Annotated in this window: 27 protein-coding genes and 4 pseudogenes; 10 read left to right on the forward strand and 21 right to left on the reverse strand. The window is 59.4% G+C overall.

All coding sequences use genetic code 11. The annotated features are described in order from the left end of the window. The 6 genes and pseudogenes from QMX89_RS09540 to QMX89_RS09565 all read right to left on the reverse strand — a co-directional run. Positions 1-216 (reverse strand): DUF3391 domain-containing protein (locus QMX89_RS09540; protein WP_254865990.1); only part of this gene is annotated, 216 nt, incomplete at its 3' end. A gap of 156 nt (positions 217-372) precedes the next feature. Further along, on the reverse strand, positions 373-753 hold the full coding sequence (locus tag QMX89_RS09545) for a hypothetical protein (protein WP_001054412.1): 381 nt from the start codon (positions 751-753) through the stop codon (positions 373-375). Further along, positions 750-1,076, reverse strand: a complete 327-nt coding sequence (locus QMX89_RS09550) for a hypothetical protein (protein ID WP_000091614.1) — start codon at positions 1,074-1,076, stop codon at positions 750-752. Before QMX89_RS09550 ends, QMX89_RS09545 begins: the two co-directional genes overlap by 4 nt. A gap of 23 nt (positions 1,077-1,099) precedes the next feature. Continuing rightward, positions 1,100-1,434, reverse strand: a pseudogene (locus QMX89_RS09555) (transposase). 14 nt (positions 1,435-1,448) lie between these two features. After that, entirely contained in the window at positions 1,449-1,784 is a 336-nt protein-coding gene (locus QMX89_RS09560) for a helix-turn-helix transcriptional regulator (protein WP_001172026.1), read from the reverse strand. Then, entirely contained in the window at positions 1,765-2,142 is a 378-nt protein-coding gene (locus QMX89_RS09565; protein ID WP_003151133.1) for a type II toxin-antitoxin system RelE/ParE family toxin, read from the reverse strand. The genes QMX89_RS09560 and QMX89_RS09565 overlap by 20 nt, the downstream gene beginning before the upstream one ends. 191 nt (positions 2,143-2,333) lie before the next feature. Between QMX89_RS09565 and QMX89_RS09570 the strand changes: the two genes are divergently transcribed. Both QMX89_RS09570 and QMX89_RS09575 read left to right on the forward strand, forming a co-directional pair. Then, a complete protein-coding gene (locus QMX89_RS09570; RefSeq protein ID WP_010465829.1) occupies positions 2,334-2,936 on the forward strand; it encodes a recombinase family protein in 603 nt (200 codons plus the stop codon). Then, on the forward strand, positions 2,920-5,949 hold the full coding sequence (locus QMX89_RS09575; protein WP_024015041.1) for a Tn3 family transposase: 3,030 nt from the start codon (positions 2,920-2,922) through the stop codon (positions 5,947-5,949). Before QMX89_RS09570 ends, QMX89_RS09575 begins: the two co-directional genes overlap by 17 nt. A 685-nt stretch (positions 5,950-6,634) precedes the next feature. On the opposite strand, the pseudogene QMX89_RS09580 reads toward QMX89_RS09575, so the two are convergent. Then, a pseudogene (locus tag QMX89_RS09580) lies at positions 6,635-8,668 on the reverse strand (Tn3-like element IS1071 family transposase); the annotation flags it as partial. 32 nt (positions 8,669-8,700) lie between these two features. After that, on the reverse strand, positions 8,701-11,586 hold the full coding sequence (locus QMX89_RS09585) for a Tn3 family transposase (RefSeq protein ID WP_001138082.1): 2,886 nt from the start codon (positions 11,584-11,586) through the stop codon (positions 8,701-8,703). A gap of 125 nt (positions 11,587-11,711) precedes the next feature. On the opposite strand from QMX89_RS09585, the gene QMX89_RS09590 reads away from it, so the two are divergent. The 3 genes from QMX89_RS09590 to QMX89_RS09600 all read left to right on the forward strand — a co-directional run bounded on the left by QMX89_RS09590 (position 11,712) and on the right by QMX89_RS09600 (position 14,031). Then, the gene (locus QMX89_RS09590; protein ID WP_000904906.1) at positions 11,712-12,326 is read left to right on the forward strand and encodes a recombinase family protein; all 615 of its coding nucleotides are present in this window, start codon (positions 11,712-11,714) and stop codon (positions 12,324-12,326) included. Between the two features lie 65 nt (positions 12,327-12,391). Beyond that, positions 12,392-13,195 (forward strand): aminoglycoside O-phosphotransferase APH(3'')-Ib, encoded by an 804-nt coding sequence (gene aph(3'')-Ib, locus QMX89_RS09595; RefSeq protein ID WP_001082319.1) that lies wholly within the window; start codon positions 12,392-12,394, stop codon positions 13,193-13,195. Then, positions 13,195-14,031: an aminoglycoside O-phosphotransferase APH(6)-Id gene (locus QMX89_RS09600; protein WP_000480968.1), complete on the forward strand. Its 837-nt coding sequence runs from the start codon at positions 13,195-13,197 to the stop codon at positions 14,029-14,031. Before aph(3'')-Ib ends, QMX89_RS09600 begins: the two co-directional genes overlap by 1 nt. Before the next feature lie 379 nt (positions 14,032-14,410). Here QMX89_RS09600 and QMX89_RS09605 read toward each other — a convergent pair whose 3' ends face one another. The 13 genes and pseudogenes from QMX89_RS09605 to bet form a co-directional block, all read right to left on the reverse strand. After that, entirely contained in the window at positions 14,411-14,926 is a 516-nt protein-coding gene (locus QMX89_RS09605) for a hypothetical protein (protein ID WP_282347937.1), read from the reverse strand. Between the two features lie 99 nt (positions 14,927-15,025). After that, a complete protein-coding gene (locus QMX89_RS09610) occupies positions 15,026-15,286 on the reverse strand; it encodes a hypothetical protein (protein WP_282347938.1) in 261 nt (86 codons plus the stop codon). Beyond that, complete coding sequence (locus QMX89_RS09615) at positions 15,286-15,654, reverse strand: S24 family peptidase (protein WP_282347939.1); 369 nt, start codon at positions 15,652-15,654, stop codon at positions 15,286-15,288. The genes QMX89_RS09610 and QMX89_RS09615 overlap by 1 nt, the downstream gene beginning before the upstream one ends. Before the next feature lie 13 nt (positions 15,655-15,667). Next, positions 15,668-15,910: a hypothetical protein gene (locus QMX89_RS09620; RefSeq protein ID WP_282347940.1), complete on the reverse strand. Its 243-nt coding sequence runs from the start codon at positions 15,908-15,910 to the stop codon at positions 15,668-15,670. Positions 15,911-15,991: 81 nt separating this feature from the next. Beyond that, on the reverse strand, positions 15,992-16,363 hold the full coding sequence (locus tag QMX89_RS09625; RefSeq protein ID WP_282347941.1) for a hypothetical protein: 372 nt from the start codon (positions 16,361-16,363) through the stop codon (positions 15,992-15,994). 68 nt (positions 16,364-16,431) lie between these two features. Continuing rightward, positions 16,432-17,496 (reverse strand): replication initiator protein A, encoded by a 1,065-nt coding sequence (locus tag QMX89_RS09630; RefSeq protein WP_282347942.1) that lies wholly within the window; start codon positions 17,494-17,496, stop codon positions 16,432-16,434. 434 nt (positions 17,497-17,930) lie between these two features. Then, a complete protein-coding gene (locus QMX89_RS09635; RefSeq protein ID WP_282347943.1) occupies positions 17,931-18,245 on the reverse strand; it encodes a hypothetical protein in 315 nt (104 codons plus the stop codon). Further along, a pseudogene (locus QMX89_RS09640) lies at positions 18,242-18,433 on the reverse strand (DNA translocase FtsK); the annotation flags it as partial. The gene QMX89_RS09635 and the pseudogene QMX89_RS09640, both read right to left, overlap by 4 nt. 120 nt (positions 18,434-18,553) lie before the next feature. Beyond that, positions 18,554-19,471 (reverse strand): annotated as a pseudogene (gene rdgC / locus QMX89_RS09645) (recombination-associated protein RdgC); the annotation flags it as partial. A 4-nt stretch (positions 19,472-19,475) separates the two neighbouring features. After that, positions 19,476-19,634, reverse strand: coding sequence for a hypothetical protein (locus tag QMX89_RS09650; protein ID WP_282347944.1), 159 nt, complete (start codon positions 19,632-19,634; stop codon positions 19,476-19,478). A 6-nt stretch (positions 19,635-19,640) separates the two neighbouring features. Beyond that, a complete protein-coding gene (locus QMX89_RS09655; protein WP_282347945.1) occupies positions 19,641-20,219 on the reverse strand; it encodes a single-stranded DNA-binding protein in 579 nt (192 codons plus the stop codon). Positions 20,220-20,267: 48 nt separating this feature from the next. Then, positions 20,268-21,995 (reverse strand): YqaJ viral recombinase family protein, encoded by a 1,728-nt coding sequence (locus tag QMX89_RS09660; RefSeq protein ID WP_282347946.1) that lies wholly within the window; start codon positions 21,993-21,995, stop codon positions 20,268-20,270. Continuing rightward, entirely contained in the window at positions 21,992-22,945 is a 954-nt protein-coding gene (bet, locus tag QMX89_RS09665; RefSeq protein WP_282347947.1) for a phage recombination protein Bet, read from the reverse strand. The genes QMX89_RS09660 and bet overlap by 4 nt, the downstream gene beginning before the upstream one ends. A gap of 254 nt (positions 22,946-23,199) precedes the next feature. On the opposite strand from bet, the gene QMX89_RS09670 reads away from it, so the two are divergent. The 5 genes from QMX89_RS09670 to QMX89_RS09690 all read left to right on the forward strand — a co-directional run bounded on the left by QMX89_RS09670 (position 23,200) and on the right by QMX89_RS09690 (position 25,892). After that, positions 23,200-23,553, forward strand: coding sequence for a hypothetical protein (locus QMX89_RS09670; RefSeq protein WP_282347948.1), 354 nt, complete (start codon positions 23,200-23,202; stop codon positions 23,551-23,553). 5 nt (positions 23,554-23,558) lie between these two features. Continuing rightward, positions 23,559-23,822, forward strand: coding sequence for a hypothetical protein (locus tag QMX89_RS09675; protein WP_282347949.1), 264 nt, complete (start codon positions 23,559-23,561; stop codon positions 23,820-23,822). 144 nt (positions 23,823-23,966) lie between these two features. Next, positions 23,967-24,101, forward strand: a complete 135-nt coding sequence (locus QMX89_RS09680) for a hypothetical protein (protein WP_282347950.1) — start codon at positions 23,967-23,969, stop codon at positions 24,099-24,101. Next, complete coding sequence (locus QMX89_RS09685) at positions 24,098-25,153, forward strand: hypothetical protein (protein ID WP_282347951.1); 1,056 nt, start codon at positions 24,098-24,100, stop codon at positions 25,151-25,153. Before QMX89_RS09680 ends, QMX89_RS09685 begins: the two co-directional genes overlap by 4 nt. Continuing rightward, complete coding sequence (locus tag QMX89_RS09690; RefSeq protein WP_282347952.1) at positions 25,110-25,892, forward strand: replication protein P; 783 nt, start codon at positions 25,110-25,112, stop codon at positions 25,890-25,892. The genes QMX89_RS09685 and QMX89_RS09690 overlap by 44 nt, the downstream gene beginning before the upstream one ends. Positions 25,893-26,001 lie beyond the last annotated feature (109 nt).

A 26,001-nucleotide genomic window follows, 5' to 3' on the forward strand; every position in this document is an offset into this window, starting at 1 on the left:
GCTCTGGGCTCTGGGCTCTGGGCTCTGGGCTCTGGGCTCTGGGCTCTCTGGGCTCTCTGGGCTCTCTGGGTCGACTTGGCTTTTGGCCAAGTCGACCCAGACCTCCCCGACGCCACATTCTCGAATGGCAGAGAGATCCTGAGGCTCGGTCAGCAGGAAGCTGCCGCGCCAGAATGGGTGTCGAACCCAAGAGCAGGCGAGCTTGTGGATGTACATGCCGAGACGAAGCTCGGATACGGGAATGCGTTTTACCAACTTATTTTCCTTTCTGAGTTGGGTGGTTAGGCGTGCGCCGAGGCTGGCACCCAGCGGTAGAGCGGAGGTAAGGTCACGCCAAGATTCTTGGATCAGCCGGAACCGCCGAAATTTCCGTCAGCCGATCAACATGGCTTTGTCTCGCGCTCGGTCGATGCGTTCCTGCATCGCCTGCATGACTTCTTCGTGGGTGTACGACTTGGCGTTGGGGTCGTCGGCCTCTCGGAGAGCTTCCTCGACCTCGCGGGTCATCCGCGCATATTCTTCCGGCCACAGCGCTTGCTCCATGCGCAGCGACGCCTGCCCAAGCAGGTGCAGCAGGCCGAACAGCCGCATGTCATTGGTGGCGACGACGTGCTCTCGAATCCGCTCCTGGATCACCTCGCAGGCCCGATGCGCCTCTGGCGTCGCCGTGCCCTCGTAGCCGGCTGGGAGTTCTGCTTCTTCAGCGATTCGCGCCCAAGCGATAGCCAGCGCCTCGATGGTGGACAGGTTCATTTGCTCATCCACTTGCGCAGCAGACGCTTTTTCAGGGAGGCGCGCTCTTGCGGATTGCGTCCCTTGTGGTTGGCAATGCGATCCGCCGTGGCGGCCTGGCGCTTGATGGGCCAGTAGGAGCGGCCATCCTTACCCATCGACCAGACGTTGCTGACCTGGTTTTCCAGTAGAGGCAGATGGGCGCATAGAGCTTCCGGCGACGCGCTGGCCAGCGCGGTGCGCTCGTGGGTTCGCCAGCGCTGATGCCAGAGTTTCTTGTCCTCGCGCTCGCTACGGCAGGTCGTGTGCCCAACGATGGGCGTTTTGCGGCGGCTGCGGCTCATGATGTGGTTGTCTCCAAGAACATTCAGGACAGGCTTTCTGGGTAGAGCGCCGTCACCGGGACAGGGTTTCTTGCACTTGTTCCAGCGAGGTCATCAGATGATCAACCTGATCCTGAAGATCCACGGCGAGATCAAATAGCTCAGCCACTCGGCTGCGTGATCCCTCGTTGAACGCGGCCATTGCCAGTTGATGCAGCTTCAACAGGTCGGTGCGCAGTTGCGGAGGTGCGCCGTCTGCGCTGTCATTCAAATCGCCGCGCAGCACGTCCACGGCATCGACTGCACGCAGCAGTGCCGTGGTATCGAAATTCTCGGGAGTCAGTTCGTCCCATTCGTCGTCGGTGATGCGGGCTGCCATCAGGAGAGCTCCGATTAAGCGGTTGCGAGCGTTAGATGCCCGATCGGCTCGGCTGCTGGCCGTACCTTGATTTCGATGTCGTAGCCGAGGCGATTCAGACAATCCATCAGCTTGCGTTCGGATAGATTGGTGAAGTCGCCGCGCATCATGCCCGACACCTTCGGTTGCGGGATGCCCATGCGTTTGGCCGCCGCTTGTTGAGTCAGCCCAAGGGCGCGCATGGCCCTCCTGATCTCGACCACCAGGCCGGTCTTGATCTTGAGCTTTTCAGCGTCAGGCAGTCCAAGGTCGGCAAAGACGTTGCCCGAGCTGCGCTGAACCTCGACGCCTTCAATGATTCGTTTTTGCATTTCGTAGCTCCTGTGCCAATACCTCGGCCACCTTCAGCCGAGCGCGGATGATGTCCATGTCGGCCTTTGGCGTGGCGATTCCGCTCTTGCTCTTCTTCTGGAAGCAGTGCAGGACGAACACCGCTTCCGCAAACTTGACCGTGTATACCGCTCGATAGGTGCCGCCGGCATCGTCTTCGACGACCTCCAGCACGCCGGCACCACCGAACCCCTTGAGCACCTTTGCTGCGTCATCCTGATCGCCTATCTGCGCCAACGAGAGCGCGTAACCGAAACGGCGACGCACGTCGGACGGCAACGCCATCAAATCCTTGTGGCTGCTCGCGATCCATTCGAGCGGTTTTTCTTTGTTTGTCATGACGGAATTTTATACCTGTTCAGGTAATGATGTAAACGCGGCAACCTCAAGGAGGTGTCGTAAAACATTTGTTTTGCGACAGGCTGTCAGCCGCCGCTGTGCTACCTGTGCAACACCCCCTCAAAAATGTACGGAAAACTCTATCGCTATTCACTATTATGCGGAAACCTGTTTTTGATGGTTATCCGCCTATGTTGGTTGGCTACATGCGCGTGTCGTCGGACTCCGACCGCCAGAGCACGGACTTGCAGCGCGACGCGCTGCTCGCCGCCGGCGTCGATCCGCGTCACCTGTTTGAGGATCGTGCCTCTGGCGCGAAGGATGACCGTGCCGGCTTGGCGCGGGCGCTTGAGTTCGTTCGAGCCGGCGATGTGCTGGTGGTGTGGAAACTCGACCGGCTCGGTCGCTCGCTGTCGCACCTGCTCGCCATTGTGACTTCGCTCAAGGACAAGCGGGTGGCGTTCCGCTCGCTGACAGAGAACCTGGACACTACGACGCCCTCGGGCGAATTCCTGTTCCAGGTGTTCGGTGCGCTCGCGCAGTACGAGCGCGCCTTGATTCAGGAGCGCGTCGTCGCGGGCTTGGCCGCCGCACGCAAACGCGGCCGGATCGGCGGCCGGCCGCAGGCGATCACTGGTGAGAAGCTGGACGCCATCGTCGCCGCGCTCGATGGCGGCATGTCTAAGGCGGCGGTGTGCCGCAACTTCAATGTCAAGCGCACTACGTTGATCGAAACATTGACGCGAGCAGGTTGGCGTGGTGCGGGAAGGACGGTCGATGAGCAACAAGAATAAGCTACTCACCGTCTTTTCTGACGCAGAGCAGGAAGCCTTGTACGGCCTACCGGACTTCGACGATGCTCAGCGGCTGGAATACCTGGCGTTGGCCGAATCTGAACTGGCGTTCGCCAGCAGCCGGCCTAGCCTGCAGGCCCAAGTCTATTGCGTCTTGCAGATCGGCTACTTCAAGGCCAAGCATGCTTTCTTCCGCTTCGATTGGCATGAGGTCGAGGACGATTGCGCCTTCGTGCTGAGTCGCTATTTCCACGGCGAAGCGTTCGAACGCAAGGCGATCACCAAGCATGAGCACTACAGCCAGAGGGGTCAGATCGCCGAACTGTTCGGCTACCGGTCGTGGGCGGCTAGCTTCCTGCCGCAACTGGCACAGCAGGCTGAACAGATCGTGCGGCGCGACGTAATGCCAGGATTCGTGGCCGCCGAACTGATCGTTTGGCTCAGCGAGCACAAAATCATCCGGCCCGGCCACACCACCTTACAAGAGCTGGTCAGTGAAGCCCTGTCCACCGAACGCAGGCGCTTGGGCGGCTTGCTGGCAGAAGTGTTGGACGAATCGGCCAAAGCTGCGCTGGGCCAGCTCCTGGTGCGTGACGACACCCTGTCTCAACTGGCAGCGCTCAAGCAGGACGCTAAAGATTTCGGCTGGCGTCAGATGGCAGGGGAGCGCGAGAAGCGCGCCACGCTGAAGTCCTTGCACGGGATCGCCAAGGCGCTGCTGCCCAAGCTCGGCATCTCGCAGCAGAACCTGCTGTACTACGCGAGCCTGGCGAACTTCTATACCGTCCATGACCTGCGCCACCTGAAGGCGGAGCAGACCCGGCTCTACCTGCTGTGCTATGCCTGGGTACGTTACCGGCAGCTCACCGACAACCTGGTCGACGCGATGGCCTTCCACATGAAAAAACTTGAGGACGAGAGCCGCACGGGTGCGAAACAGTCCTTTGTCGCCGAACAGCTGCGACGCCATCAGGAAACGCCGCAGGTTGGCCGCCTGCTGTCGCTGTACGTGGACGACAGCGTGGCCGATCCGACGCCGTTCGGCGAGGTGCGCCAACGCGCCTACAAAATCATGTCCAGGGAATTGCTGCAAAACACGGCGCAGCGCATGAGCGTCAAGCCACTGAACAAACTGGCGCTGCACTGGCAGGCGGTGGACGGCCTGGCCGAACGCATTCGACGCCATCTACGGCCGCTGTACGTCGCGCTCGACTTCGCCGGCACGGCCCCCGATAACCCATGGCTCGCGGCGCTGACTTGGGCCAAGAGCGTGTTCGCCAAGCAGCAGCGCCTATCACAACGGCCACTCGACGAATGTCCGGCGGCAACGCTGCCGAAACGCTTGCGTCCGTACCTGCTGATGTTCGATGCCGAAGGCACGCCGACAGGCCTGCATGCCGATCGTTACGAATTCTGGCTTTACCGTCAGGTCAGGAAACGCTTCCAGGCGGGCGAGCTCTACATTGACGATAGCTTGCAGCACCGGCATTTGTCCGACGAGTTGGTTTCGATGGACGAGAAAGCCGCCGTGCTCGCGCAGATGGACATCCCCTTCCTGCGGCAGCCGGTCAGTGCCCAGCTCGATGCACTGGCGACCGAGTTGCGTGCGCAATGGGTGGCGTTCAATCGCGAGCTGAAACAGGGCAAGCTGACGCACCTGGAATACGACAAGGACACGCAGAGACTGACCTGGCGCAAGCCCAAGGGGGAGAACCAGAAGGCGCGCGAGCAAGCTCTCTACGAGCAACTGCCATACTGCGATGTCGCCGACGTGTTTCGCTTCGTCAACGGCCAGTGCCAGTTCCTGTCGGCGCTGACACCATTGCAGCCACGCTATGCGAAGAAGGTAGCCGACGCCGACAGTCTGATGGCGGTGATCATTGCCCAAGCCATGAACCACGGCAACCAGGTTATGGCACGTACCAGCGACATCCCGTACCACGTCCTGGAGAGTACCTACCAGCAGTACCTGCGCCAGGCGACGCTACATGTGGCCAACGATTGCATCAGCAACGCCATCGCCGCACTGCCGATCTTCCCGCATTACTCGTTCGACCTCGATTCGTTGTACGGTGCCGTTGATGGGCAGAAATTCGGCGTCGAGCGACCAACTGTGAAGGCGCGCTACTCGCGCAAATATTTCGGCCGCGGCAAGGGCGTCGTCGCCTACACGCTGCTGTGCAATCACGTGCCGTTGAACGGCTACCTGATAGGCGCACACGAGTACGAGGCTCACCACGTGTTCGACATCTGGTACCGCAACACGTCGGACATCGTGCCGAGCGCGATCACCGGCGACATGCACAGCATCAACAAGGCCAACTTCGCCATCCTGCACTGGTTCGGACTTCGTTTCGAGCCGCGCTTCACCGACCTCGACGACCAGTTGCAGGAGCTGTATTGCGCCGATGATCTGGCATTGTACGAGAAATGCCTGATCCGGCCGGCTGGCCAGATCGACCGGCAACTCATCGTCGGTGAGAAGGCGAACATCGACCGAATCGTCGCCACACTGGGCCTGAAGGAAATGACGCAGGGCACGCTGATCCGCAAGCTGTGCACCTATACGGCGCCGAACCCGACGCGGCGCGCAATCTTCGAGTTCGACAAGCTCATCCGCAGTATCTACACACTGCGCTACCTGCGCGACCCGCAACTGGAGCGTAATGTTCACCGCTCGCAGAACCGCATTGAGTCCTATCACCAGCTACGCTCGACCATCGCCCAAGTCGGTGGGAAGAAGGAATTGACCGGCCGCACCGACATCGAAATCGAGATCAGCAACCAGTGCGCCAGGCTGATCGGCAACGCGATCATCTTCTACAACTCGGCGATCCTGTCCCTGCTGCTGACGAAGTACGAGGCAGCTGGCAATGCCAAGGCGCTGGCGTTGATCACGCAGATGTCGCCAGCGGCCTGGCGGCACATCCTGCTGAACGGGCATTACACCTTCCAGACTGACGGCAAGTTCATCGACCTGGATGCGCTCGTGGCGGGACTGGAGCTGGGCTGACGGAAATTTCTGGGATTCCGGCGTACAACCCCAGTAACGGCCGCGCGCAGTGTCAACAGCAGGCGAGAGCAATCTCGCCTCTCGATGGATTCGAACCAGGATTAGCCATGCCACTCGTTCACACCGAACTGCCCGCCGGCAGCCTGGCAGAAACGTCCCTCTCTCGTGGCCATGCGACGCAACGGCCACGGGGCACCGGGACCGCCCGATCGGAGGTGATTCCGGTCCGACGGGATCCTGGGCTCAGCCCAACCCCGGCACGTAAAAGGCGCTTGACCGCAACATCGCCCGTGGAAGGCCTAGAGCGTTTGGCGCTTGAGAGCTTGGCCGGGAGGCACACCCAACGCGACGTGGTGTCGATCACTTCAGAGATCGTCGCTCAGCTTCCTTCGCAAACCGGCTGGCGCTGGGCGGCGGCCGTCCGGTATCTTCATTCCGGACGATTCGCCCAGCTGCTCAGCTTCGTCGACCGAGATCAGCCCGTCGAGGGCTTCACCTACGCCATGTCCATCGGGCCGTGCGCGTACACGCCAACAGTTATCGGGGTCTCCTCGTTTTCAGTGCAATAAGTGACGGTACGAAAAGCTAGCACTGGCGCGGAGGTGGTGTTGGTAGATCGTTGATTTCATTGACTTTCCTGTTCACTTTCAAATCTGCGATTCGTGGCGTCAAACCGTGGTCGGTTTCATCCATTGGTGCCAGTTATCGATGCATTTGGCCGCGAAGGCAGGATTTGGTCAGCATAGCGGTCAACCGGGAAGCGAAACACACCCCGCAAGTTGATGCTCTCCAGCCTGGTGGGCGCAATCTTCTCGATCAGTTCCGGTGGAATGACCTGGCGGCGGTTCGACCAGCGATCCAGGACCGCCTGCATCTGTGAGGTATTCCACGCCATCACGATGTTGGCCATCAGGCTCAACGCATCGGCCACAGCCTGCATTTCATCGACACGTTTGGCCTGCGCCGGGCTGATCCGGCCGGTATAAATGGCGCGCTTGAGGGCGTTAACAGCCTCGCCCCGATTGAGCACCCGGCGCAACTCGTTCCTGAAAGCGTCCTTGACAAAGTAGTCAGCCAAAAACGCCGTACGCAGCAACCGCCCCAATTGCACGCCAGCCTCATAGATTGGATCGCCCTGGGCGGCAGAACCGAACCGCGCAAGAGCTGCCACCGCACTGGCATGTCCGCTCATGACCGAGGCTGCCAGGTGCACCAGACTATCCCAATGCTTTTCGATCAAAGCGACGTCGACATTGGCTTCGCACACCGCAGCGATTTCTGCGGGCACTTTGGTGCCGCGTGGCACAAAGAGGTGGCGCTGTTTGAGTTCCTTCAACCGCGGGCAAAGATCAAAACCAAGCAAACGGGCATGTGACATGGCAAAGTCGGTGTAGCCATGGGTATCCACAGCAAGCTGGCTGGTCTCCAGCTTTTCTTGGCGGATGACACCTTCAATGGCCACGCCCGCCTGGCGCTCATTGAGCACAAAGGGCTGCGCATGGAAGATGCCCCACCGGTCTTTTACATGGGAGTAGATTCCAATGGAAGGTGTGTTGCGCCGAGGATCAAGCCGGGCTTGCCACACCCGTTTGGTGGTCTCCATGGTCATCATGTCAGAAGATGCCAAATCGGACCGCCCCCAGGTGGCGGCAATCGGGTGTCGCTGCATGAATTCCAGCACAGCCTGGCAGGCCTGGCTCAGACGCCGTTCGTCCCGCGCCCAGCGCATGGCCTGGCGAATGCTGGTGGCAGACAATTGCGGAATCATGCGCGCGCATTCGACCGCAGTCAGACTGGTGCCGTGGGCCATGATGCCGGCATAGACCATCAGCAGCTCGTCGGTAGAGCGCGGCTCACGTCCGAGCATGATCCAGCTAAAGCGCACCTGGGCGTCAACGGCCAGAATCACTTCCGGCAATTGAACCTCACCGATGCGGTGATCCAAAGCCGCGCGCAGCTTGGTCACTTCTGGGTCTTCGTCCTCTGCGGGCAATGGCGACAAATGGAGTTCATCATCCACGCGCAGTACGCCACTGCGGGCTGCAGCGGCCACCGCATCGACACCGGCAGTTACTCTGGCCAGCAAAGGCTTCAAGAAAGTGGCAGCCTTGCTGGGTAACGATAGACGGGCATAGTGTTTCTTGGACTCTGCCTGCCAACGCTCGTCCGTGAAGAACAAGCGCGCACGACCCCGAAAGCTCAGGCTGTGCTCAATCCAGACCGAGCCATTGCGCACCGCGCGGCGCAGGGCAAACAGGGTGGCCACCTCCAACGCCTGAAACGCCCGTTCCCGGTCTGGGCTGGAGATCGAAACCTGCCAGATCATTCCCAGACTTGGTGCCACCACTTCAACTGGCAGCTTTCTGGATCCTTTGAGATATAAAGCTTGCAGCTTGGCAAGGTACTCGATGGCAGGATGCTCGCCGGTGGCCTGCCAGGGCAGCTTTGCAATGGCGACGAGCAACGACCGCACGGGGCGAATTCCATCAATCAATCCCTCGCGGACCAGGGAGGCCCTGCTCGGTGGTTTGCGTTTCTGGGTTTCGGTGATCAAGGCTTCAAGACGGGCACGCAACTCAGCATCTGGCACCGCACCTTGCGCGCTCAAGGCAACAAGTTCGCCGAGCAGCGTTTTGTACATTGCGGCCCAATTGACGGTAGCGGGGACATCGGCGGCAGCCTGACGCCACAGATCGGCGATCCGGCGCTGCACCATAAGGGGTCGTTTGCGGGAGGGGGCGGAATCCTACGCTAAGGCTTTGGCCAGCGATATTCTCCGGTGAGATTGATGTGTTCCCATCCGAGCGGCGAAACATGGGCCAAGAGATCGGGCGATAGCAGCTTTCCATCGCGTTTCTGGTTTGCAACGACCTCGCCGAGCTTCATGGTGTTCCAGAAGATGATGATGGCGGCGAGCAGATTCATGCCGGCGATGCGGTAATGCTGGCCTTCGGCGGAACGGTCGCGGATTTCACCGCGGCGGTGGAAGCTGATTGCCCGCTTCAGCGCATGATGAGCTTCGCCTTTGTTGAGCCCGATCTGGGCACGCCGTTGGAGTTCGGCATCCAGAATCCAGTCGATCATGAACAGGGTGCGCTCGACGCGACCGACTTCCCGCAGGGCTGTCGCGAGCTCGTTCTGCCGCGGATAGGAGGCGAGTTTCCGCAGAATCTGGCTTGGCGCGACGGTCCCGGCAGCAATGGTGGCGGCGATGCGCAGGATGTCGGGCCAATTGCGCTCGATCATGGCTTGGTTGACCTTTCCGCCGATCAACGCTCGCAGGTGCGCCGGGGCGGCCGACGGATTGAACGCGTAGAGCCGTTTGGATGGCAGGTCGCGGATGCGCGGAGCGAACCGGTAGCCGAGAATGGCACATGCGGCAAAGACGTGATCGGTGAAGCCGCCCGTGTCGGTGAACTGCTCGCGGATATGGCGTCCAGCATCGTTCATCAGCAGGCCATCGAGGATGTAAGGCGCTTCGCTTGCCGTTGCAGGAATCACCTGGGTTGCGAACGGCGCATATTGGTCGGAGACGTGGCTATAGGCTTTCAGGCCCGGGGTATTGCCATATTTCGCGTTGACCAGGTTCATGGCCTCACCTTGCTCTGTAGCGACGAAGAACTGTCCGTCGCTCGAAGCCGACGTGCCCATGCCCCAGAACCGGGCCATGGGTAACGCTGCCTGTGCCTCGACCACCATGGCCAGCGCCCGGTCATAGGCTTCGCCCTCGACATGCCACCGTCCAATGCGGATCAATTCCCAGAAGGTGTGGGTGTTTGTCGCATCCGCCATTTTGCGCAAGCCGAGGTTGATCCCTTCCGCCAAGATAACGTTCATTAGCCCGATCCGGTCAGCGCAGGGTGCTCCTGTGCGCAGATGGGTGAACGCTTCGGTGAAGCCGGTCGCCGCATCCACCTCCAGCAGGAGATCGGTGATGCGCGTGGGCGGGATCTGCTTGTAGAGATCGAGCACCAGATCTTCGGCGCCTGTCGGCGCGGCGGCTTCGAGTTTCTCGATATGCAGAACGCCGTTTTCAATCGACCCGCCCGGGATCGTGCCTGCGCGAGCGGCACGGCCAAGCTCGCGCAACCGCATGTCGAGGCGAGCTTGCCGGTCTGCCAGCCATTCCTCCGGCCGCAATGGCACAGCGAGACGACCGCCTTCCGCGATGGATTGTGCCGGAACGAGTGCGTGTTTCAGATCGCCATAGCGCCGGGACCTAGTAAGCCAGACATCTCCGGAGCGGAACGCATCGCGCAGATGGAACAGCACCGCGATCTCCCATAGGCGAGCGTCGCCAGCCCTCTGGGCCCGAAGGTGGCGATGCCATTTCGAGCTGGGCCGCAAGAAGCTGGTCATCGCGGCATCGTTCAAACCGGTACGAAGGGCCGTCACCGCTTCCAGAAGCGGCAGTGCAACGGGCGCAGCTCGCAGATCGAGCAGGCGCAACATGCGTGGAGCGTATCGGCGGAAGCGGTGATAACCGTCGAGCACATGATTGAGCGGATCGTCGGCCATGGTGGCGGTCAGCCTGGTTGCCATTGCAACAAGGGTTTTTAAGCCGTCCCACCCTGACCCACTCGCGATGACATCGCCCAGCGGCTGGCCATCATCCTGTGCATCGACCAGGGCGCCCCCGATCTCGGCGAAGGATTTCAGGGTGTCACGCACCACCCCCGCTTCGTCTGCGACCTTTGCATGGCAAATACGCTCCGAAGCACGGTAGAGACGGCCGACGATCCGGTCGTGGGTTTCGACCACTGCGTCGGCCAACATCGCCTGCCATTCCGAGACGCAAACAGCCAAGATCGCAAGCCGCCTGTCCTCCGGGAGATCGCGCATGCCGTCGGCATAATACCGTTCACCCTGCCTGCGCAGACGAGTCACCCGATGGGCAGGAACGCCGGCAAGCAGATCCTCGGGGAGATCGATGCGTTGCAGATATTCGAGCCGGTCGAGCAGCCGGTTGGCCGACGAAGAGTTCGAGCCAGGCTCGAACTGGCGCAGCCACACAAAACGGGTCACCCGATCATCAGCCGTCTCCTCGAGCAATGCCAGCAACTGTTCTCGGATCGACATAGGCAGCCGACTGGCGATCCTCGTCTCGATGCGTCGCTCGGCATCGACGAGAGCCGCGGCACAAAGCCGCTCGATCGTGGATGTCGCGGGAAGGACAGTGCGGGTGCGTCGGCACTCGGCTACGAAGCGACGGGCGATATCCTCGTTCGACACCGCCATCTCGGCTTCTCGGAACAACCATTCCTTCAGCTCGCTCGCACCACGTCCGGAGAAGGTGCGGAAGCCGTAGAGCCCCCGTAACTCGGCAAGATGCTCGTGCCGTGTTTCCTCGCGGGCAGCATAGTCTACGAGATCGTCGGCACCCAGGCCAAGCTGCGCTCCGATAAATTCGATGACCTCTGCAGGGATCAGTTCGCCTGGAGCCAGCACCCGGCCGGGATAGCGCAGGACACACAATTGCAGGGCGAAGCCGAACCTGTTGTGAGCGCGCCGACGCAGCCTGATATGCCCAAGGTCTTCATCACTCAGCGTATAGTGCTTGAGCAAATCCGTCTGTGAAGTCGGCAAGCGCAACAGCGCGTCTTTCTGCCGATCGGTTAGAGTGACGCGACGCGGCATACATGTTCCTTTTTCAAAATCTGATAGCGTTCAAGACGCTTTGTTTATGAAGCTGGTTGAGATACATTTCCAGAGGTCAATGCAATCGTGGCCGAAGCGCCGCCTCAAACCAACGTTTGTGATACATGCTGATCGGATATGCCCGCGTCTCCAAAGCCGATGGCTCGCAGTCTCTCGACCTGCAGCACGACGCCTTGCGCGCCGCAGGTGTCGAACGGGACAATATCTATGATGATCTTGCTTCCGGCGGTCGTGATGATCGCCCTGGCTTGACTGCCTGCCTCAAGTCATTGCGTGACGGCGATGTGCTGGTGGTCTGGAAGCTCGATCGCCTCGGACGATCGCTTGCCCATCTGGTCAACACGGTGAAGGAGCTGTCAGACCGCAAGATCGGCCTGCGGGTTCTGACTGGAAAGGGCGCTCAGATCGACACCACGACTGCGTCCGGTCGCATGGTGTTCGGAATCTTCGCCACCTTGGCCGAGTTCGAGCGGGATCTGATCCGAGAGCGCACCATGGCGGGTCTCGCCTCCGCGAGAGCGCGCGGTCGCAAGGGCGGACGAAAATTCGCGCTCACCAAAGCTCAGGTGCGTCTCGCGCAAGCCGCCATGGCCCAGCGCGATACTTCAGTTTCCGATCTCTGCAAGGAACTCGGCATCGAGCGCGTCACTCTCTACCGATATGTCGGTCCCAAAGGCGAGCTCAGAGACCATGGAAAGCATGTTCTCGGACTTACGTAGCAACTCGTTTCTTTTCGCAGGTTGAGCCACCTCCGCGCTTCATCAGAAAACTGAAGGAACCTCCATTGAATCGAACTAATATTTTTTTTGGTGAATCGCATTCTGACTGGTTGCCTGTCAGAGGCGGAGAATCTGGTGATTTTGTTTTTCGACGTGGTGACGGGCATGCCTTCGCGAAAATCGCACCTGCTTCCCGCCGCGGTGAGCTCGCTGGAGAGCGTGACCGCCTCATTTGGCTCAAAGGTCGAGGTGTGGCTTGCCCCGAGGTGATCAACTGGCAGGAGGAACAGGAGGGTGCATGCTTGGTGATAACGGCAATTCCGGGAGTACCGGCGGCTGATCTGTCTGGAGCGGATTTGCTCAAAGCGTGGCCGTCAATGGGGCAGCAACTTGGCGCTGTTCACAGCCTATCGGTTGATCAATGTCCGTTTGAGCGCAGGCTGTCGCGAATGTTCGGACGCGCCGTTGATGTGGTGTCCCGCAATGCCGTCAATCCCGACTTCTTACCGGACGAGGACAAGAGTACGCCGCAGCTCGATCTTTTGGCTCGTGTCGAACGAGAGCTACCGGTGCGGCTCGACCAAGAGCGCACCGATATGGTTGTTTGCCATGGTGATCCCTGCATGCCGAACTTCATGGTGGACCCTAAAACTCTTCAATGCACGGGTCTGATCGACCTTGGGCGGCTCGGAACAGCAGATCGCTATGCCGATTTGGCACTCATGATTGCTAACGCCGAAGAGAACTGGGCAGCGCCAGATGAAGCAGAGCGCGCCTTCGCTGTCCTATTCAATGTATTGGGGATCGAAGCCCCCGACCGCGAACGCCTTGCCTTCTATCTGCGATTGGACCCTCTGACTTGGGGTTGATGTTCATGCCGCCTGTTTTTCCTGCTCATTGGCACGTTTCGCAACCTGTTCTCATTGCGGACACCTTTTCCAGCCTCGTTTGGAAAGTTTCATTGCCAGACGGGACTCCTGCAATCGTCAAGGGATTGAAACCTATAGAAGACATTGCTGATGAACTGCGCGGGGCCGACTATCTGGTATGGCGCAATGGGAGGGGAGCAGTCCGGTTGCTCGGTCGTGAGAACAATCTGATGTTGCTCGAATATGCCGGGGAGCGAATGCTCTCTCACATCGTTGCCGAGCACGGCGACTACCAGGCGACCGAAATTGCAGCGGAACTAATGGCGAAGCTGTATGCCGCATCTGAGGAACCCCTGCCTTCTGCCCTTCTCCCGATCCGGGATCGCTTTGCAGCTTTGTTTCAGCGGGCGCGCGATGATCAAAACGCAGGTTGTCAAACTGACTACGTCCACGCGGCGATTATAGCCGATCAAATGATGAGCAATGCCTCGGAACTGCGTGGGCTACATGGCGATCTGCATCATGAAAACATCATGTTCTCCAGTCGCGGCTGGCTGGTGATAGATCCCGTCGGTCTGGTCGGTGAAGTGGGCTTTGGCGCCGCCAATATGTTCTACGATCCGGCTGACAGAGACGACCTTTGTCTCGATCCTAGACGCATTGCACAGATGGCGGACGCATTCTCTCGTGCGCTGGACGTCGATCCGCGTCGCCTGCTCGACCAGGCGTACGCTTATGGGTGCCTTTCCGCAGCTTGGAACGCGGATGGAGAAGAGGAGCAACGCGATCTAGCTATCGCGGCCGCGATCAAGCAGGTGCGACAGACGTCATACTAGATATCAAGCGACTTCTCCTATCCCCTGGGAACACATCAATCTTACCGGAGAATATCGTTGGCCAAAGCCTTAGCGTAGGATTTCGCCCTCTCCCGCAAACGACCCCATGTAGCGTATGACTTGCTCAAGCGCCTCGATCGCCCAATCTGGACAGGGCCGCGAGCTCGGCTTGTCTGGATCATTCAGCCAGGAGCGCACTGTGCGTGCCGAGCATGGCCGCTTGGTGAGGTACGCAATAAGGCGGGCGCTTTCGGCTTGAGTGATGCGGTGCGCATCGAGCAGGGCGAGGTAGCGTGTACGGTTGTCCATGGCTTGCTCAGTGATAAGTGAATAGGCACAAGTGCCTAAAGCAGCATGATAGGCACTTGTGCCTATTCGCTCAAGCCTGCTTCGTCATCGTAAGGCCGGTACCGAACTCGCCTATCCATTCAGTGCGCAAGTGCATCAGGCTACGCGCCGTGTCCACATAACCCAAACGTGCCGCGAGCTGGCCCTCATAGCTCAGGTTGGCGCAGCGCAGCCATCCTTTGCCCTGCTCGCGAGCCCTACGGCCGAAATAGTAGGCCACATTGAGGTTTACCGCGCCGGACTCGACCGATTCCTTCCAAGCACGTACCCGCGCCGCGTACCGTTCCACCAGGGGGCTCGGGCGGGCGTGACGGCGGTAGTGCAGTATCCACGTTTTGTCCCACGCTTCCTGGCTGTCCTCGGTGTGGCCGCACACGCGGCACTCATACCATCCATGACATGGTTCCTCGCCGATATCGAAAGCCATGGGCTTGAAATGACACATCGGCACCGGGTCATTCTTGCGACGCTCACGCTCGGCCGCCATTTCGCTCATGGCGTTGTCCAGCGCGCTACTGTGCTCTTGAGCCGTTTGGTATGTGTTCACGATGCAGACTCCTTGTCATGTGAATCAGTGTCGTTTCAATATTGAAGTTATATGCTTGCTATGGTGATCAGGGTTTGGATCAGGGGTGATTCAACGGATTCACGCGCCACCGCTATCGCGGTAACAGCCGTAGTGGTTGATATCGTGGGTGAGCGGGCAATCGTTGTTTTGTCGCTCAAGGATGGCCTCACAGGCCGATCGGGCTAGCATTTCCTGTTCGAGTTCATCATTGCGGACTGATGCGAGCAAGGCGCCGTCAATGCCCACCATCACCAGGCCTGCGCGCTTCATGTTACGCAGTGCAGCCTCAAGGTCCTTGATGGCTGCCTGCTGATTGAGCTTGAGGTATTTCTGAGGCATCAGTTGCTTTCTCGCTCATGAGGGTGAACGGTGTGCGTCACCACGCCCCACACGTCGAATTGATCCCCCTCCATCACATGGCGGGGTGGGTAGTCTGGGTTTGCAGATCGGAGTACATGGTGGTATCCGTTGTGATCCAGGCGCTTCACCATGGCGTCGCCATTCACCACGGCGATCACGATATGGCCTCGCACTGGCTCGATGCCTTTGCTGACAATCATCAGATCCCCGTCGTACATGCCAGCGCCCTGCATGCTGTCGCCAGACAGACGCACCAGGTACGTGGATGGGTCACTGATATTGAGCACGTCATCAATCGACAGCACACCGCTGTTGGCCAGCTCGTCGAACGGGTTATCGTCAGTCATGCAGTGCTACCTATCAATCCTGCTTGCGCAGCGCAGCGTCCATGACGGCCTGCAGCTCACGCTGCAAACTGCCGGCATCTGGATTGCCAGTTTCCACTGCCGTAAAGCTGACCTCGCCTTTACCTGGGTGATAGCTGGTGCCGCTGCCTGCACTTGTTTCGATCAGCTGGACGGCAGCAAGCCACAGCTCGTTAGCGTGCTCTGCGCTGGTGGCCTTAATGTCGATGACGATCTTTGCGGTGTAGGTCATGTCCACGGTATGAATACCTCAGTACTAATAAAGTGAGTCGGGCTCGTTTCAATATCGGAACCATACCTTTTCGGTGCTATAGCTGCATCATTCCAATGCTGCAGGGGTACTAGCGGCAAGATCCATCGACACGGTGCCAACTTGGGCCCCGTGGGCTTGCATGGTTGCCGTAATTCGCTCCATGTCACTGTCATTGAGGGTCAGGATCGCTGCCATGTAAAAATGCATATGCATGCCCAGGGCGCGGGGATCTGCACTGCCAGTGTACTTGCGCCACTGGCTGCCCTGAGTGAGGCCAGCCAGGCGCGCCATTTCAGCGCTAGTGGCTTGCAGTTTGCTTTTCAGCGCAAGCAGATCCGCCGGCTCAGGTGGCCGGTACTGGTCGATTCGTTTCATGGTGAGCTCAAGCAGAATAGCGCAACAGAGTCGCGCGTAGTCGATAGCAGAATGCATCTGCATGGGCGTCCTTTCGGGTGGCGGGGCTTGCGCAAAGCAGCCCCTGATAGTTGCTAGTGTACCCTTCGGGGCTAGCCTTTCAAGTGCTCGATGCTCGATCGTTTCACCATGCTGAGCATCGGCCCTTCTTTGCCCTGGACTTCGGCCAGGTCGTACTCGGGCACGTCATTGGCCGTGATCACTTTGCGCAGGTTGCGATAGAAACCTTTGCGGTCGCCGGTGCTACCACTGCGCGCGTAAACGTTCTCGAAGGTCCAAGTTGAATTCGTCTTGCCGGCCGTGCGCCGTGCAAAGCGATAGATGAACCGGGCAATACCCGACTCATGCGAAAAGTAGTCGGGGTGCATGGTGAGCACGTCAGGCCGATCGCCAGACGTTATGTCGTCATACATCCAGCTGGGCAGGGCAAACTCGACATACTCGACTTTACGATCGTCGCCTGAGCTGACCACCTTGGCGTCGTTGATCAGGGTGAACGATTCATCTATCCATTTCTGTACGCCATTCACTATCCGAGGCCGGTTGATAGTCACCTTGGTACCCATCAGTCGATCAATGGCTTTGCCAATGGCCTCGCGCTGATTGCCACCATTCTCCTTACGGCAAAACTTGATTATGTCTACCAGTTGGGGAGTGAGTTTGCGGCCAGGTTTCTCAGCGCCAGGCTTGTCGCGGTACTGGTTCATGGCCTCGGTAAGGGTTGAGATTCCCATCAGCACCAGGTCGTAGTCAAACACCGACGCCATGCCCGCCGGACCCGACGTGATCGTAACGGTGCCCTCGTCGAGCTCATAGGTGATGACCTCGTTCGCTCTGGCATCACGTTTGGACAATCGAAACGGCGCCACATCCATCACCGCTCGATGGTCGCGCGCGCTGACGTCATACAGCATTGGAGCAAACAGGTCCTGTAACTCCGTAGCCTTGGCTTTGGGCTTGCGTCCACGCTTGGGCTTTTCAGCTGCCGGCTCAGCAACCACCTGGGAACTACTCGACTCGACGTCGATATCCTGAAACAGTGGGACCTGCTCCTCGGTGCGCTTTTGCTTAGGCTTTCTGGTCTTGGCTTTTTGCTGCAGCGCATGCAGCTGTTGCATCTTGCGGGTAGCTTGTTCTGATGGTGGTTTGTTGGTCATGGCTAGGTCCGTAGAATCTGTGATGCAAAGGCGCTGGCAAAGGCTTGGGAGGAGGGTGCTTAAATTACGTTTTCACTAGGTGCTTGAGGCTGAAACCCAAGCATGGCGCGGTTTGTAGCGGAAAAAAATGCGCGGTTTTTGGCAATTTATGGCCAAAAACCGTAATTTGGGCACCCAAGAGCTCTGAAGGCGTAATTTAAGCACCAGAACCCGTAATTCAAACACCCGAAACCGTAATTTAAGCACCCCAAACCGTAATTTAAGCACCTGTCCACAGGGTTATCCTTGACCTGCAGGCCACGGGGCGTAAGGCCTGCAGCGGTTATGCACAATCGCTAAATCTTATATACCTAATCTGCTTAAATCTTAAAAATCTGTTTTGGTCGTTTCTGGCAGATGGTCGATAGGTGTGCAGAGCGCCGAGGCGCCCAGCGTCATCGCCGGTCGCCGACTGCCTTGAGATATTCGATATAGGCCTGCGGGCTGCCCAAGGCTTCGCTCATTTGCTGTACTTCTGACAAGCGACTTGCAAGGGCCAGGTCTGCACGGTCCACAGCAGCCTGCGCATCACGCATACGCGCACCAGGCAGCAGGCTGGCAGAAACCATCAGCACCAGGAACGCCGTCACAGCCGCACAGCGAGCCGTGACGCCGTTTCGGGTGGTGGCAGGCCGCTTGAAGTAACGAAACGCCACCAGAGCCGCCACAGGCGCTACAAGAGCCAGCACCAGAACCATCATCGTGTTCATTGAATCACCTCGCGGCCGCCGTTGGTGTTCATGGGGGTGATCACACCGGTGTCTTCCATCAGCTCGATCATGCGAGCCGCACGGTTGTAGCCAATCAGCAAAGCCCGCTGTACCGACGATATCGACGCGCGGCCCGATTTGCGTACATGAGCGACCGCCTTGGCGAACAAGGGATCATCCTCACCACCGATATCGTCATCGTTCATGGCCTTGCTGGCCGCAATGGCTTCCTCAAGGTCGATCTGGCGTTCAGGGCGCCCGGTGCGCACCTGAATCGCAGTTACCGATACGCTCGGCACTGCATCGTTGAGGCCTTGCGGTATCTCCTCTCCGCCCAGCACCTCATACAGCGCCGGCAGGAACTCGGCGAAGGTCAGGCCCATGAGGTGAAAACTGGCATCGAGCTGGCCCAGGGCATCCTCCCCGCCGTCCGCCTCGGCCTGTTCTTCGAGCAGCGCCTCAAACTTCACCGACTTGATGCCGAGCTTGTCATCGAGCGCAAAGGACAGCTTGTCCTGCCACGCCAGTTTCATGCTGGTGGCCAGCTTGCCGGTGGCCAGGTGCATCTGCAGCTCCTCGCTGGTCAGATCCTGTGCCTTGAAGACTACGCGGCCGCCGCTTTCATCGGGGTCGGCCAGCTGGCAATCACTGAGGACATAGAAATCCGGCGCCGCTTTCTGCTGTCTGAGCCAATCGGTCATCGTAGCGCTTGGGGCGATCTTCACTGTGACCGGCCGCACTGGAAGGCTGCCCAGTACTTCGCGAAGGGTAGACAGCAGATCCTCGGCGGTGCTGGCAGAGCTCGCATTCACCACGATAAGGTCATGGCGCGGCATGATCATGGCGAACGTCTTGCGCCGATCGATGAACGCGTGGGGCAGGCGCGCCTGGATCACCTCGTCGCGGATCTGGTCGCGCTCTTTTTTGTAGACCTTGCGCAGCTGCTCCACCTCGATCCCTTTGATGTTGCGCTTCACCTCGCTGGTGATCGCCGCCGGCGGCAAGATACGGCTCGCCTTGGCTGCGCAGACCATCAGGAAATCACCACTCACATGCACCAGGGGCGCATCCTCGCCCTCACCGAACGGTGCGGTGAAACCATAGGTGGACAGCTCCTGACTGCCAGGCTCACGCGCCGGCTTCCTGGACAGGGCGTCCTGCAGGCTTTGCGGATCGAATGGCAGGGCCTGGGTCAGGCGGAACACGCGCAGATTCTTGAAAAACATGGGGTCACTTCCTGTCAGTGGCCAGGGTCTGAGCCTGGGCCAGTGGCGAGCTGCGCTGTTGACGTGCCTGGAACTCGGCGACGGCCTCGGCAAGGGCCTGGCGAGCGCCGGCCTTTGCTGCGACGGTGAACAGCGTTTTATTCAAGTACTCTTGGACTTTCATCAGGGCTTACGTACCCTGCAGCCAGTGCATGGGCCGGAACGGTATGTCGTCGTCTTCGAAATCAGGGGGAGTACCGCCCTGGGGGCCATTGGCGCGGTGTTGCTGAGTCTGATCGTACTGCTGGCCCTGCTGGCCCTGCTGGCGCGTCTGCTGGGGGCGCTGGCCAGTGCCTGGCTGGCGATTTTGCGCGTTGCCGGACTGCTGGTAGCCCTGATGGCGCTGGCCACCGTTATCCTGGCCTTGTGGGCGGCCGCCGAGCAGCTGCATGGTGCCCTGCATGTCCACGATGATTTCCGTGGTGTAGCGCTTGATGCCGTCTTTTTCCCACTCGCGGGTCTGCAGCTTGCCCTCGATGTAGACCTGGGACCCCTTGCGCAGGTATTCGCCGGCAATCTCGGCGACCTTGCCGAACAGCGCCACACGGTGCCACTCGGTGCGCTCAACTTTCTGGCCGCTCTGCTTGTCGGTCCACTGCTCGCTGGTGGCCAGGCTCACGCTGCACACAGCGTTGCCGTTGGGCAGATAGCGCACCTCGGGATCTTGCCCGCACGTACCCACCAGGATGACTTTGTTTACGCCTCGCATGTTTCGTACCTCTGAGCCCCGGCGCACCGGGGCGGTTGAATGGGGGAGTTAAGCGACAGCCTGCAGGTGGCCGATGGCATCGCTGTAGCCTTCCCAGTTGTCCACGCCGTGGGCGTGCAGGCTGGCCAGCAGGGCCGAGTCAGCCAGCAACTTCTCGTGCTCAGCTGCGCTGATGGTCACCATCGCCGGTGCGGCGTAGGAGTGACGGTGATTGCTGGCTGGGGCGTTGCGGCGATCCATTGTCACGGGGTCGCTGGCGCGGCTGCCGGCCAGGTTTCCGGTGCGGCCGGCGGGGGCGCTTGAAGTCACTTGCGCCGGTGGCGCCTCAAGCAGGTCGTAGAACTCACCAGTACTCGCGTCGAAATCGATCGACAGATCCATGTCCTGGGTAACCGGTGCGCTGGCCCGCGCTGCAGCAGCCTCGTCGGCCGCACGCTTGTCGTTCTGGCGCTGCTCCTCGGCTACGCGCTCACGTTCCTGGCGATCGCGCTCGGACTGCTCGTGCTGCTGCAGGCGGGAGTTGATCAGCAGCACCAGGTCTTCGTCGCTTTTGGTCACCAGGTACTGCAGGTCGGTGAACAGTGCCGGATACTGGCCGCCCATTTCGTCGATGGTGAACAGCGCTTGCTTGTAGCGCTCACCGATTTCGGTGGCTTCGTTCTTGGCGCGGATCAATTCGGCAGTGATGGCGTTGTCCATGCTGTCGAGGTTGCGCTTGCCCTTGATCGCACCAGCGAAGTCGCCAGCGATGTTCGGCAGGAACACGCGACCGCCCAAGGCCGAATTCACTTCGGCGACGTGCTCAGCCAGGGCGCTATCGGCCTTGACCTTGCGTTCGTTGCGCACCTCGGTTTCGCGGGTTTTAACGATCTTTTCCAGCTCCAAGCGCTTTTTGGTCAGTGCGCTTTTGAGCTCGTCCACGGTGCGGAACAATTCGTCGATCGAGGCCGTCTGCGCCAGGGCTTGTTTCTTGCCAACTTCGAGCTCGGTTTCAGCCTCTTTGCAGAATTTGACCAAGGCCTTGGCGTCCACGAAATCCTGATCGGTCTGCAGATCGGTTTTGATGTTCGCGACGAATTCCAGGGCAGTCTCGCGGTACAGCACCATATTGCTGGACTTGATGCCGCCCTCGACGATGATCGTGAGCGCCGGCAGCTTCTTGGCCTCATTGGCTACCAGTTTGGGCGCCGCTTCGACCACGACGTGGTTCGCCAGGTCGGCCTCGAACATGGCCCAGCCCTGTTCGATCTGCTCCCAGCGACCCGGTACCGCGCGGTACTCCATCCACACCATGTTTTCGGCGGTACCGTCGGAGACCACGAAAATGACTCGCTCAGCGCCGGAGACGTGCAGCTGCTGTTCGAGCTGAATCCAGTACTCGGCTGGCAGACTGCACGCCTGGACGGCTGCGACCAACTCGATGTTCCACATCTTGTGTTCGAAAAGGGTGTCACCCAGCAGGTTTTGCCCGTCCAGGGAGGCAAGGAACCGACCGCGTGTCATCACCACGGCGTACAGATCCTCGCCAATCTGGCCCTCGATCACCGTGCGCGCAGTCGCCTCAGTAGCATGGCCACGGTCGAACAGGCGCTGCTGGAAGTCGGTGACGTCCTTGGCAACACCCAGCTTTTTCAGGTCCAGTAAAGCCGTGCGGGTCATGCGAGACGACTGCGCCATCATGGCCGGCGCCTCGGATGCGGTGTAGTGGTTCAAGCGCAGCGCGTGCCACTCGGGGGTGCCTTGGTCGAGGTCGTGAATCATGGCTTCGTTGTTCATGCTACTTGTCCTTCCAATGGCTGCAGCTGGCGAATTTTGTCGGCCTGCGCTTCGGTCAATGTGTACTTCTGGCGAATGCGAGCGATCAGGTGCTCGGGGGTGCTGCGCCTGGCCTCGATCGCGGTGCGCCAGGTCGGCAGGCTTTCCTCGATGGTTTTGTCGGAGTACTCAGGCTTCTTCGGCTCAGCCTGATCAGCTGCAGGGCGCTCGTCGGCCGCTGCCGTTCGGGTGTGGGTCTGTTGCGTCTGTTGGGCGCCCTGGGCGGGCTGCTGAGGAGTGACGTCACGCTCGTGCTTACCCTCCATTTCCTCGGCAGTCGGCTGCGAACCAATCTCGGGGAAGGCCTTACGCAGGGCTTGAGCCTCGGTGCATTTGGCCAGCTGAGCGCGCGGGCGCTTGGCCCACATGGTGTTGGGGGTGCCGTCGGCCTTCTCGGCGTAGTTTTCCATCCAGTACTCTTTGGCCGTGAATTGACAGGACACGCCGCCGACCATCTTGGTGACCGTGATCGAGCACCATTCCGGCACTGCAATCTGATATTCCTCACGGGTCTTGGTCCGGTTGCTCGATGGGCCGGACCAGTTATCGCGGAAGCAGGACATAGGAATCATGGGGCCGAAAGTTGGCTCGCTCATGCCGGCATAACTGCCGCCACGGGTGGCGTTGATGCGGTACAGGCCGATGCCAGGCAGTACAGTGTCGCGCATCGCTTTGATTTCTTTCCCTTGGCCGTCGTATTGGCCGGTGCTCACCTTCATCGGGACGATGTGGACCGGCTTGAGTAGAGGATCCAAGCCCTGCGCGCGGCAGTAGTCCCACACCATCAGCACGCTTTCCTGCTTTGCACCTGGGTAGATGGAGTCACACAGCGCCCCCCATGTCGCCTGATTAAGGCCTCGCTCCACGAGCTGGGGGTTCTGCTGCTCCCACAATGTGATTTCGCTGCTCATATGCTTCTCCCTTGCCGTATAACATTTGAGTACGGCGAACGATACCGGACGATATTCACGCCGGCAAGCATATGATATAAATTTCCTAGCGCAAAAGATGGCTTTCCCATTTTTGCGGTATCGGAGAGGCCCCAGTCTGCAGCCCCCAAGGAATCACGAAATTTTCGGAAAGTGGGGTTAGCATTCGATTGCTGGACCTCATATCATTTGATATATTCCGCCAATCGAAACACACGCCATTGGTGGAGAAAAGCATGGCACCCCTTGAAAACGGCCCGGATGGGTCAGTTGATGACGAGTCAGCGATAGCGGAACGGGATGTTCGCAAGCAGAAAGCAATCGCGTCTCTTCGCGCGTTTTTTGGGTCCGAGGAAATGGACACAAAGCGCCGGAGGGCTGCCTTTGTCGCGAAATGCGGAACGACCTGGAACCACATGCAACAGGTCATGCAGGGCGAGCGAAACGTCGCGCCCTGGCTTGCGATCAACCTTGATCGAGAGTCGGGCGGTCAGCTCGATATGACAGCACTTACTGTCGAGGCTGATGAACGACACAGAATCGACTGGATGTATGTCCGCACAGCAATGCGGAGAAAACCGAGAGACTAAAACTGATGACCCAGCTGTCGCGCGTATTGGAAATTCTTGAAACTTCAAGCAAGCCACTTGCTCTGTTTGAAATCAAAGCCGCGATTCTGGAAAGATTCAGACAATTAGACTCTGAGGCCGGCATATCGGCCAGGATTCGTAATATCCGCCATCGTTTAGAAAATGATGGGGCTGGAACCGTTCGCGCTGAAAAAGCCGAAAATGTTTCGTGGTACCGATACCGATTACAGCGCAACACAACGAGCAATGCAGTCATCACTCCTGTCTGAGTGACGCAAGCGGATAGGTCGGGTTAGCTCCCCGGCTGACAAAGCCCACCCTCCAGGCTCGGGGCTTTCTGCTTGTAATCCTGGGGGGAAGCGCCTGCACTTTGCGTGCGGCGATCATGGAAAGTCATGCGCCTGGAGACAAGCATGAGAGTCAAATCAAATTCAGCAGTTAAGCTGGCGGCACCCTTTTGCCTGAAATTGACAAACCGTCAATTCCCGGAAAAAGACTTCATCGCAAATAAGCAATATCTGATTAATTACCAGGGCGGTGCTGTATGAGCATTCGTCGTGGCCCACGCCCCGAACAACGGTTCTATACCGTGGACAAGTCGCTGAGTGAAAACGAGCGTCTTTCGTGGGGTGCGCGTGGTCTTTTAATCTTCCTGTTGGGCAAGCCCGACAACTGGGAGATATCGGTCGCGCATCTGATCAAGCAGACAGCAAATGCCCAAGGCAAATCATCGGGGCGTGATGCCGTACGGATGATCCTCAAGGAGCTGGAGCACGTTGGGTACCTGGTTGCTGACCATGCGCGAAACAGCACCGGTAAATTCAGCGGAATGGCCTACACCGTCTACGAACAGCCCATTGCACCGCAGACGGATTATCCGTCGCTGGATTCACCGCAGACGGATTATCCGTCGCCGGCTAAACCGGCCCCGGCAAATCCCCCACTAACAAGTACTGATAAAACAACAAGTACTGAAACCCCAGCAAAGGGTTCGCCTAACGGCTCACCCGGCGCGATGGATTTCGGCGATCACGCAGCCTCCTCGTTCTCCTCGATCCAAAGCAGTTCTTCGAATGGCACCGGCGAAAGCTGGGCAGCCACCTCGGCCGACACGATGGCTGCACCCACGATCCAGTCGAACCGGTCGGGCGATGCAGCTGCAGCGGTTGGCAAGGAGGCGAAGAAGTCTGCGAAGGCGGCACCTGGCAAGGCGGCTGCGATTGATATGGCCATGTTTACGATCCCTGAGTGGCTTGACGAACAGCTGATTGTGGATTTCATCGAGAGCCGCAAGGAAATCAAAAAACCTGCGACCCAACGTGCTGTTGCAATGCTGATAAAACAAATGGTTGATCTGCGAGCCAAGGGCTACGACAGCGTTTCGATGTTGCAAAAGACGATCGTTGCAGGATGGCAGGGCTTGCCCGATCGGAATATCGATCAGTACCTGACAACAAAACAGCAACGTCGTTTCCCGGAGTCTAGTAAAAAATTCGACCCTTGGGCATTCACCGGCGCGAACTCGAACCACGGCATCCACACTGGAGGCAATTTCCATGAGCACAATGACCGAAACATCATTGACGTCGCGCCTGAGTGAGTGGACCGTCAAGCGTGCCCAGCAGCCCTATGAGCCTGGTGGTGACGCTCCCGATCCGGTGTCGTACATGGATCGGCTGTGGCAGCGTTTCGCGGCGTTGTTCCCCACGCAGTGGGCGCCAAAGTTTACCAGCGCCGAGTCGGTGCGAAACTGGGCTGAGCTGTGGGCTATCGCGTTTTGTGAGGAATCTCTCACGCCCGAGGAGGTGATGCTGGGGCTGCGCTCTTTGCGCCGGCACAAGTTCCCGCCAAGCCTGGGTGAGTTCATCCAGGTATGCCGTCCGATCCTGTCTGACGAACAGGCGTACTACGAGGCGTGCGACCAGATGAAACGCCGCCGTAGACCTCGGCTGTTGCCCACCGGTGAGCGAGTCTCGGAAGACAAGTGGACAGAGCCTGCGATCTACTGGGCAGCTGCGCGCATGGGCAGCGACCTGCTCAACCGCACCTACCCCGAGGTCAAAGTGCGCTGGGCGCGGGTGCTGGAAATCGAGCGCAAGAAGCCACGCCGCGAAGTACCGGCGCCGATGCTGGCGATCGAGGCGCCCAAGCCTGAGCCCAAGATCAGCGAGGCGGATCAAAAACGCATCATTGGCGACCTGTTGACGACTTTGCGCAAGCCGGTGGCCAGGGCACCGTCCAGGCCTAGCGATCATGACCTGGCAGAGCGCAAGCGCGCCATGGGCGATCTGCTAGCGATGCGTGAGCGCAACCAAGCCGGAGCCGCCCTGGCCCGGTAACCCTGGTGCCGCTGGCGGGCATGGTTCGGAAACCCACCCCGAATCACTGTCTGCCAGGTGCCGACAATGTGACCCAACGATCAGCCACTGACCCGCTCTGTCACCTCGA

The sequence above is a fragment of the Pseudomonas sp. PS01301 genome, from assembly GCF_029960215.1.
GTDB classification, from domain to species: Bacteria; Pseudomonadota; Gammaproteobacteria; order Pseudomonadales; family Pseudomonadaceae; genus Aquipseudomonas; species Aquipseudomonas coleopterorum.

What these genes read in the sequence shown, in the direction of transcription:
- QMX89_RS09625 (WP_282347941.1), bottom strand. Translation starts at nt 16,363, where the DNA reads ATGCAGATGCATTCTGCTATCGACTACGCGCGACTCTGTTGCGCTATT.
- QMX89_RS09680 (WP_282347950.1), top strand. Translation starts at nt 23,967, where the DNA reads ATGAGAGTCAAATCAAATTCAGCAGTTAAGCTGGCGGCACCCTTTTGC.
- QMX89_RS09690 (WP_282347952.1), top strand. Translation starts at nt 25,110, where the DNA reads ATGAGCACAATGACCGAAACATCATTGACGTCGCGCCTGAGTGAGTGG.
- QMX89_RS09600 (WP_000480968.1), top strand. Translation starts at nt 13,195, where the DNA reads ATGTTCATGCCGCCTGTTTTTCCTGCTCATTGGCACGTTTCGCAACCT.
- bet (WP_282347947.1), bottom strand. Translation starts at nt 22,945, where the DNA reads ATGAGCAGCGAAATCACATTGTGGGAGCAGCAGAACCCCCAGCTCGTG.
- QMX89_RS09575 (WP_024015041.1), top strand. Translation starts at nt 2,920, where the DNA reads ATGAGCAACAAGAATAAGCTACTCACCGTCTTTTCTGACGCAGAGCAG.
- QMX89_RS09670 (WP_282347948.1), top strand. Translation starts at nt 23,200, where the DNA reads ATGGCACCCCTTGAAAACGGCCCGGATGGGTCAGTTGATGACGAGTCA.
- QMX89_RS09585 (WP_001138082.1), bottom strand. Translation starts at nt 11,586, where the DNA reads ATGCCGCGTCGCGTCACTCTAACCGATCGGCAGAAAGACGCGCTGTTG.
- QMX89_RS09610 (WP_282347938.1), bottom strand. Translation starts at nt 15,286, where the DNA reads ATGCCTCAGAAATACCTCAAGCTCAATCAGCAGGCAGCCATCAAGGAC.
- QMX89_RS09650 (WP_282347944.1), bottom strand. Translation starts at nt 19,634, where the DNA reads ATGAAAGTCCAAGAGTACTTGAATAAAACGCTGTTCACCGTCGCAGCA.
- QMX89_RS09615 (WP_282347939.1), bottom strand. Translation starts at nt 15,654, where the DNA reads ATGACTGACGATAACCCGTTCGACGAGCTGGCCAACAGCGGTGTGCTG.
- QMX89_RS09560 (WP_001172026.1), bottom strand. Translation starts at nt 1,784, where the DNA reads ATGCAAAAACGAATCATTGAAGGCGTCGAGGTTCAGCGCAGCTCGGGC.
- QMX89_RS09655 (WP_282347945.1), bottom strand. Translation starts at nt 20,219, where the DNA reads ATGCGAGGCGTAAACAAAGTCATCCTGGTGGGTACGTGCGGGCAAGAT.
- QMX89_RS09565 (WP_003151133.1), bottom strand. Translation starts at nt 2,142, where the DNA reads ATGACAAACAAAGAAAAACCGCTCGAATGGATCGCGAGCAGCCACAAG.
- QMX89_RS09685 (WP_282347951.1), top strand. Translation starts at nt 24,098, where the DNA reads ATGAGCATTCGTCGTGGCCCACGCCCCGAACAACGGTTCTATACCGTG.
- QMX89_RS09570 (WP_010465829.1), top strand. Translation starts at nt 2,334, where the DNA reads ATGTTGGTTGGCTACATGCGCGTGTCGTCGGACTCCGACCGCCAGAGC.
- QMX89_RS09550 (WP_000091614.1), bottom strand. Translation starts at nt 1,076, where the DNA reads ATGAGCCGCAGCCGCCGCAAAACGCCCATCGTTGGGCACACGACCTGC.
- QMX89_RS09675 (WP_282347949.1), top strand. Translation starts at nt 23,559, where the DNA reads ATGACCCAGCTGTCGCGCGTATTGGAAATTCTTGAAACTTCAAGCAAG.
- QMX89_RS09590 (WP_000904906.1), top strand. Translation starts at nt 11,712, where the DNA reads ATGCTGATCGGATATGCCCGCGTCTCCAAAGCCGATGGCTCGCAGTCT.
- QMX89_RS09660 (WP_282347946.1), bottom strand. Translation starts at nt 21,995, where the DNA reads ATGAACAACGAAGCCATGATTCACGACCTCGACCAAGGCACCCCCGAG.
- QMX89_RS09635 (WP_282347943.1), bottom strand. Translation starts at nt 18,245, where the DNA reads ATGAACACGATGATGGTTCTGGTGCTGGCTCTTGTAGCGCCTGTGGCG.
- QMX89_RS09545 (WP_001054412.1), bottom strand. Translation starts at nt 753, where the DNA reads ATGAACCTGTCCACCATCGAGGCGCTGGCTATCGCTTGGGCGCGAATC.
- QMX89_RS09630 (WP_282347942.1), bottom strand. Translation starts at nt 17,496, where the DNA reads ATGACCAACAAACCACCATCAGAACAAGCTACCCGCAAGATGCAACAG.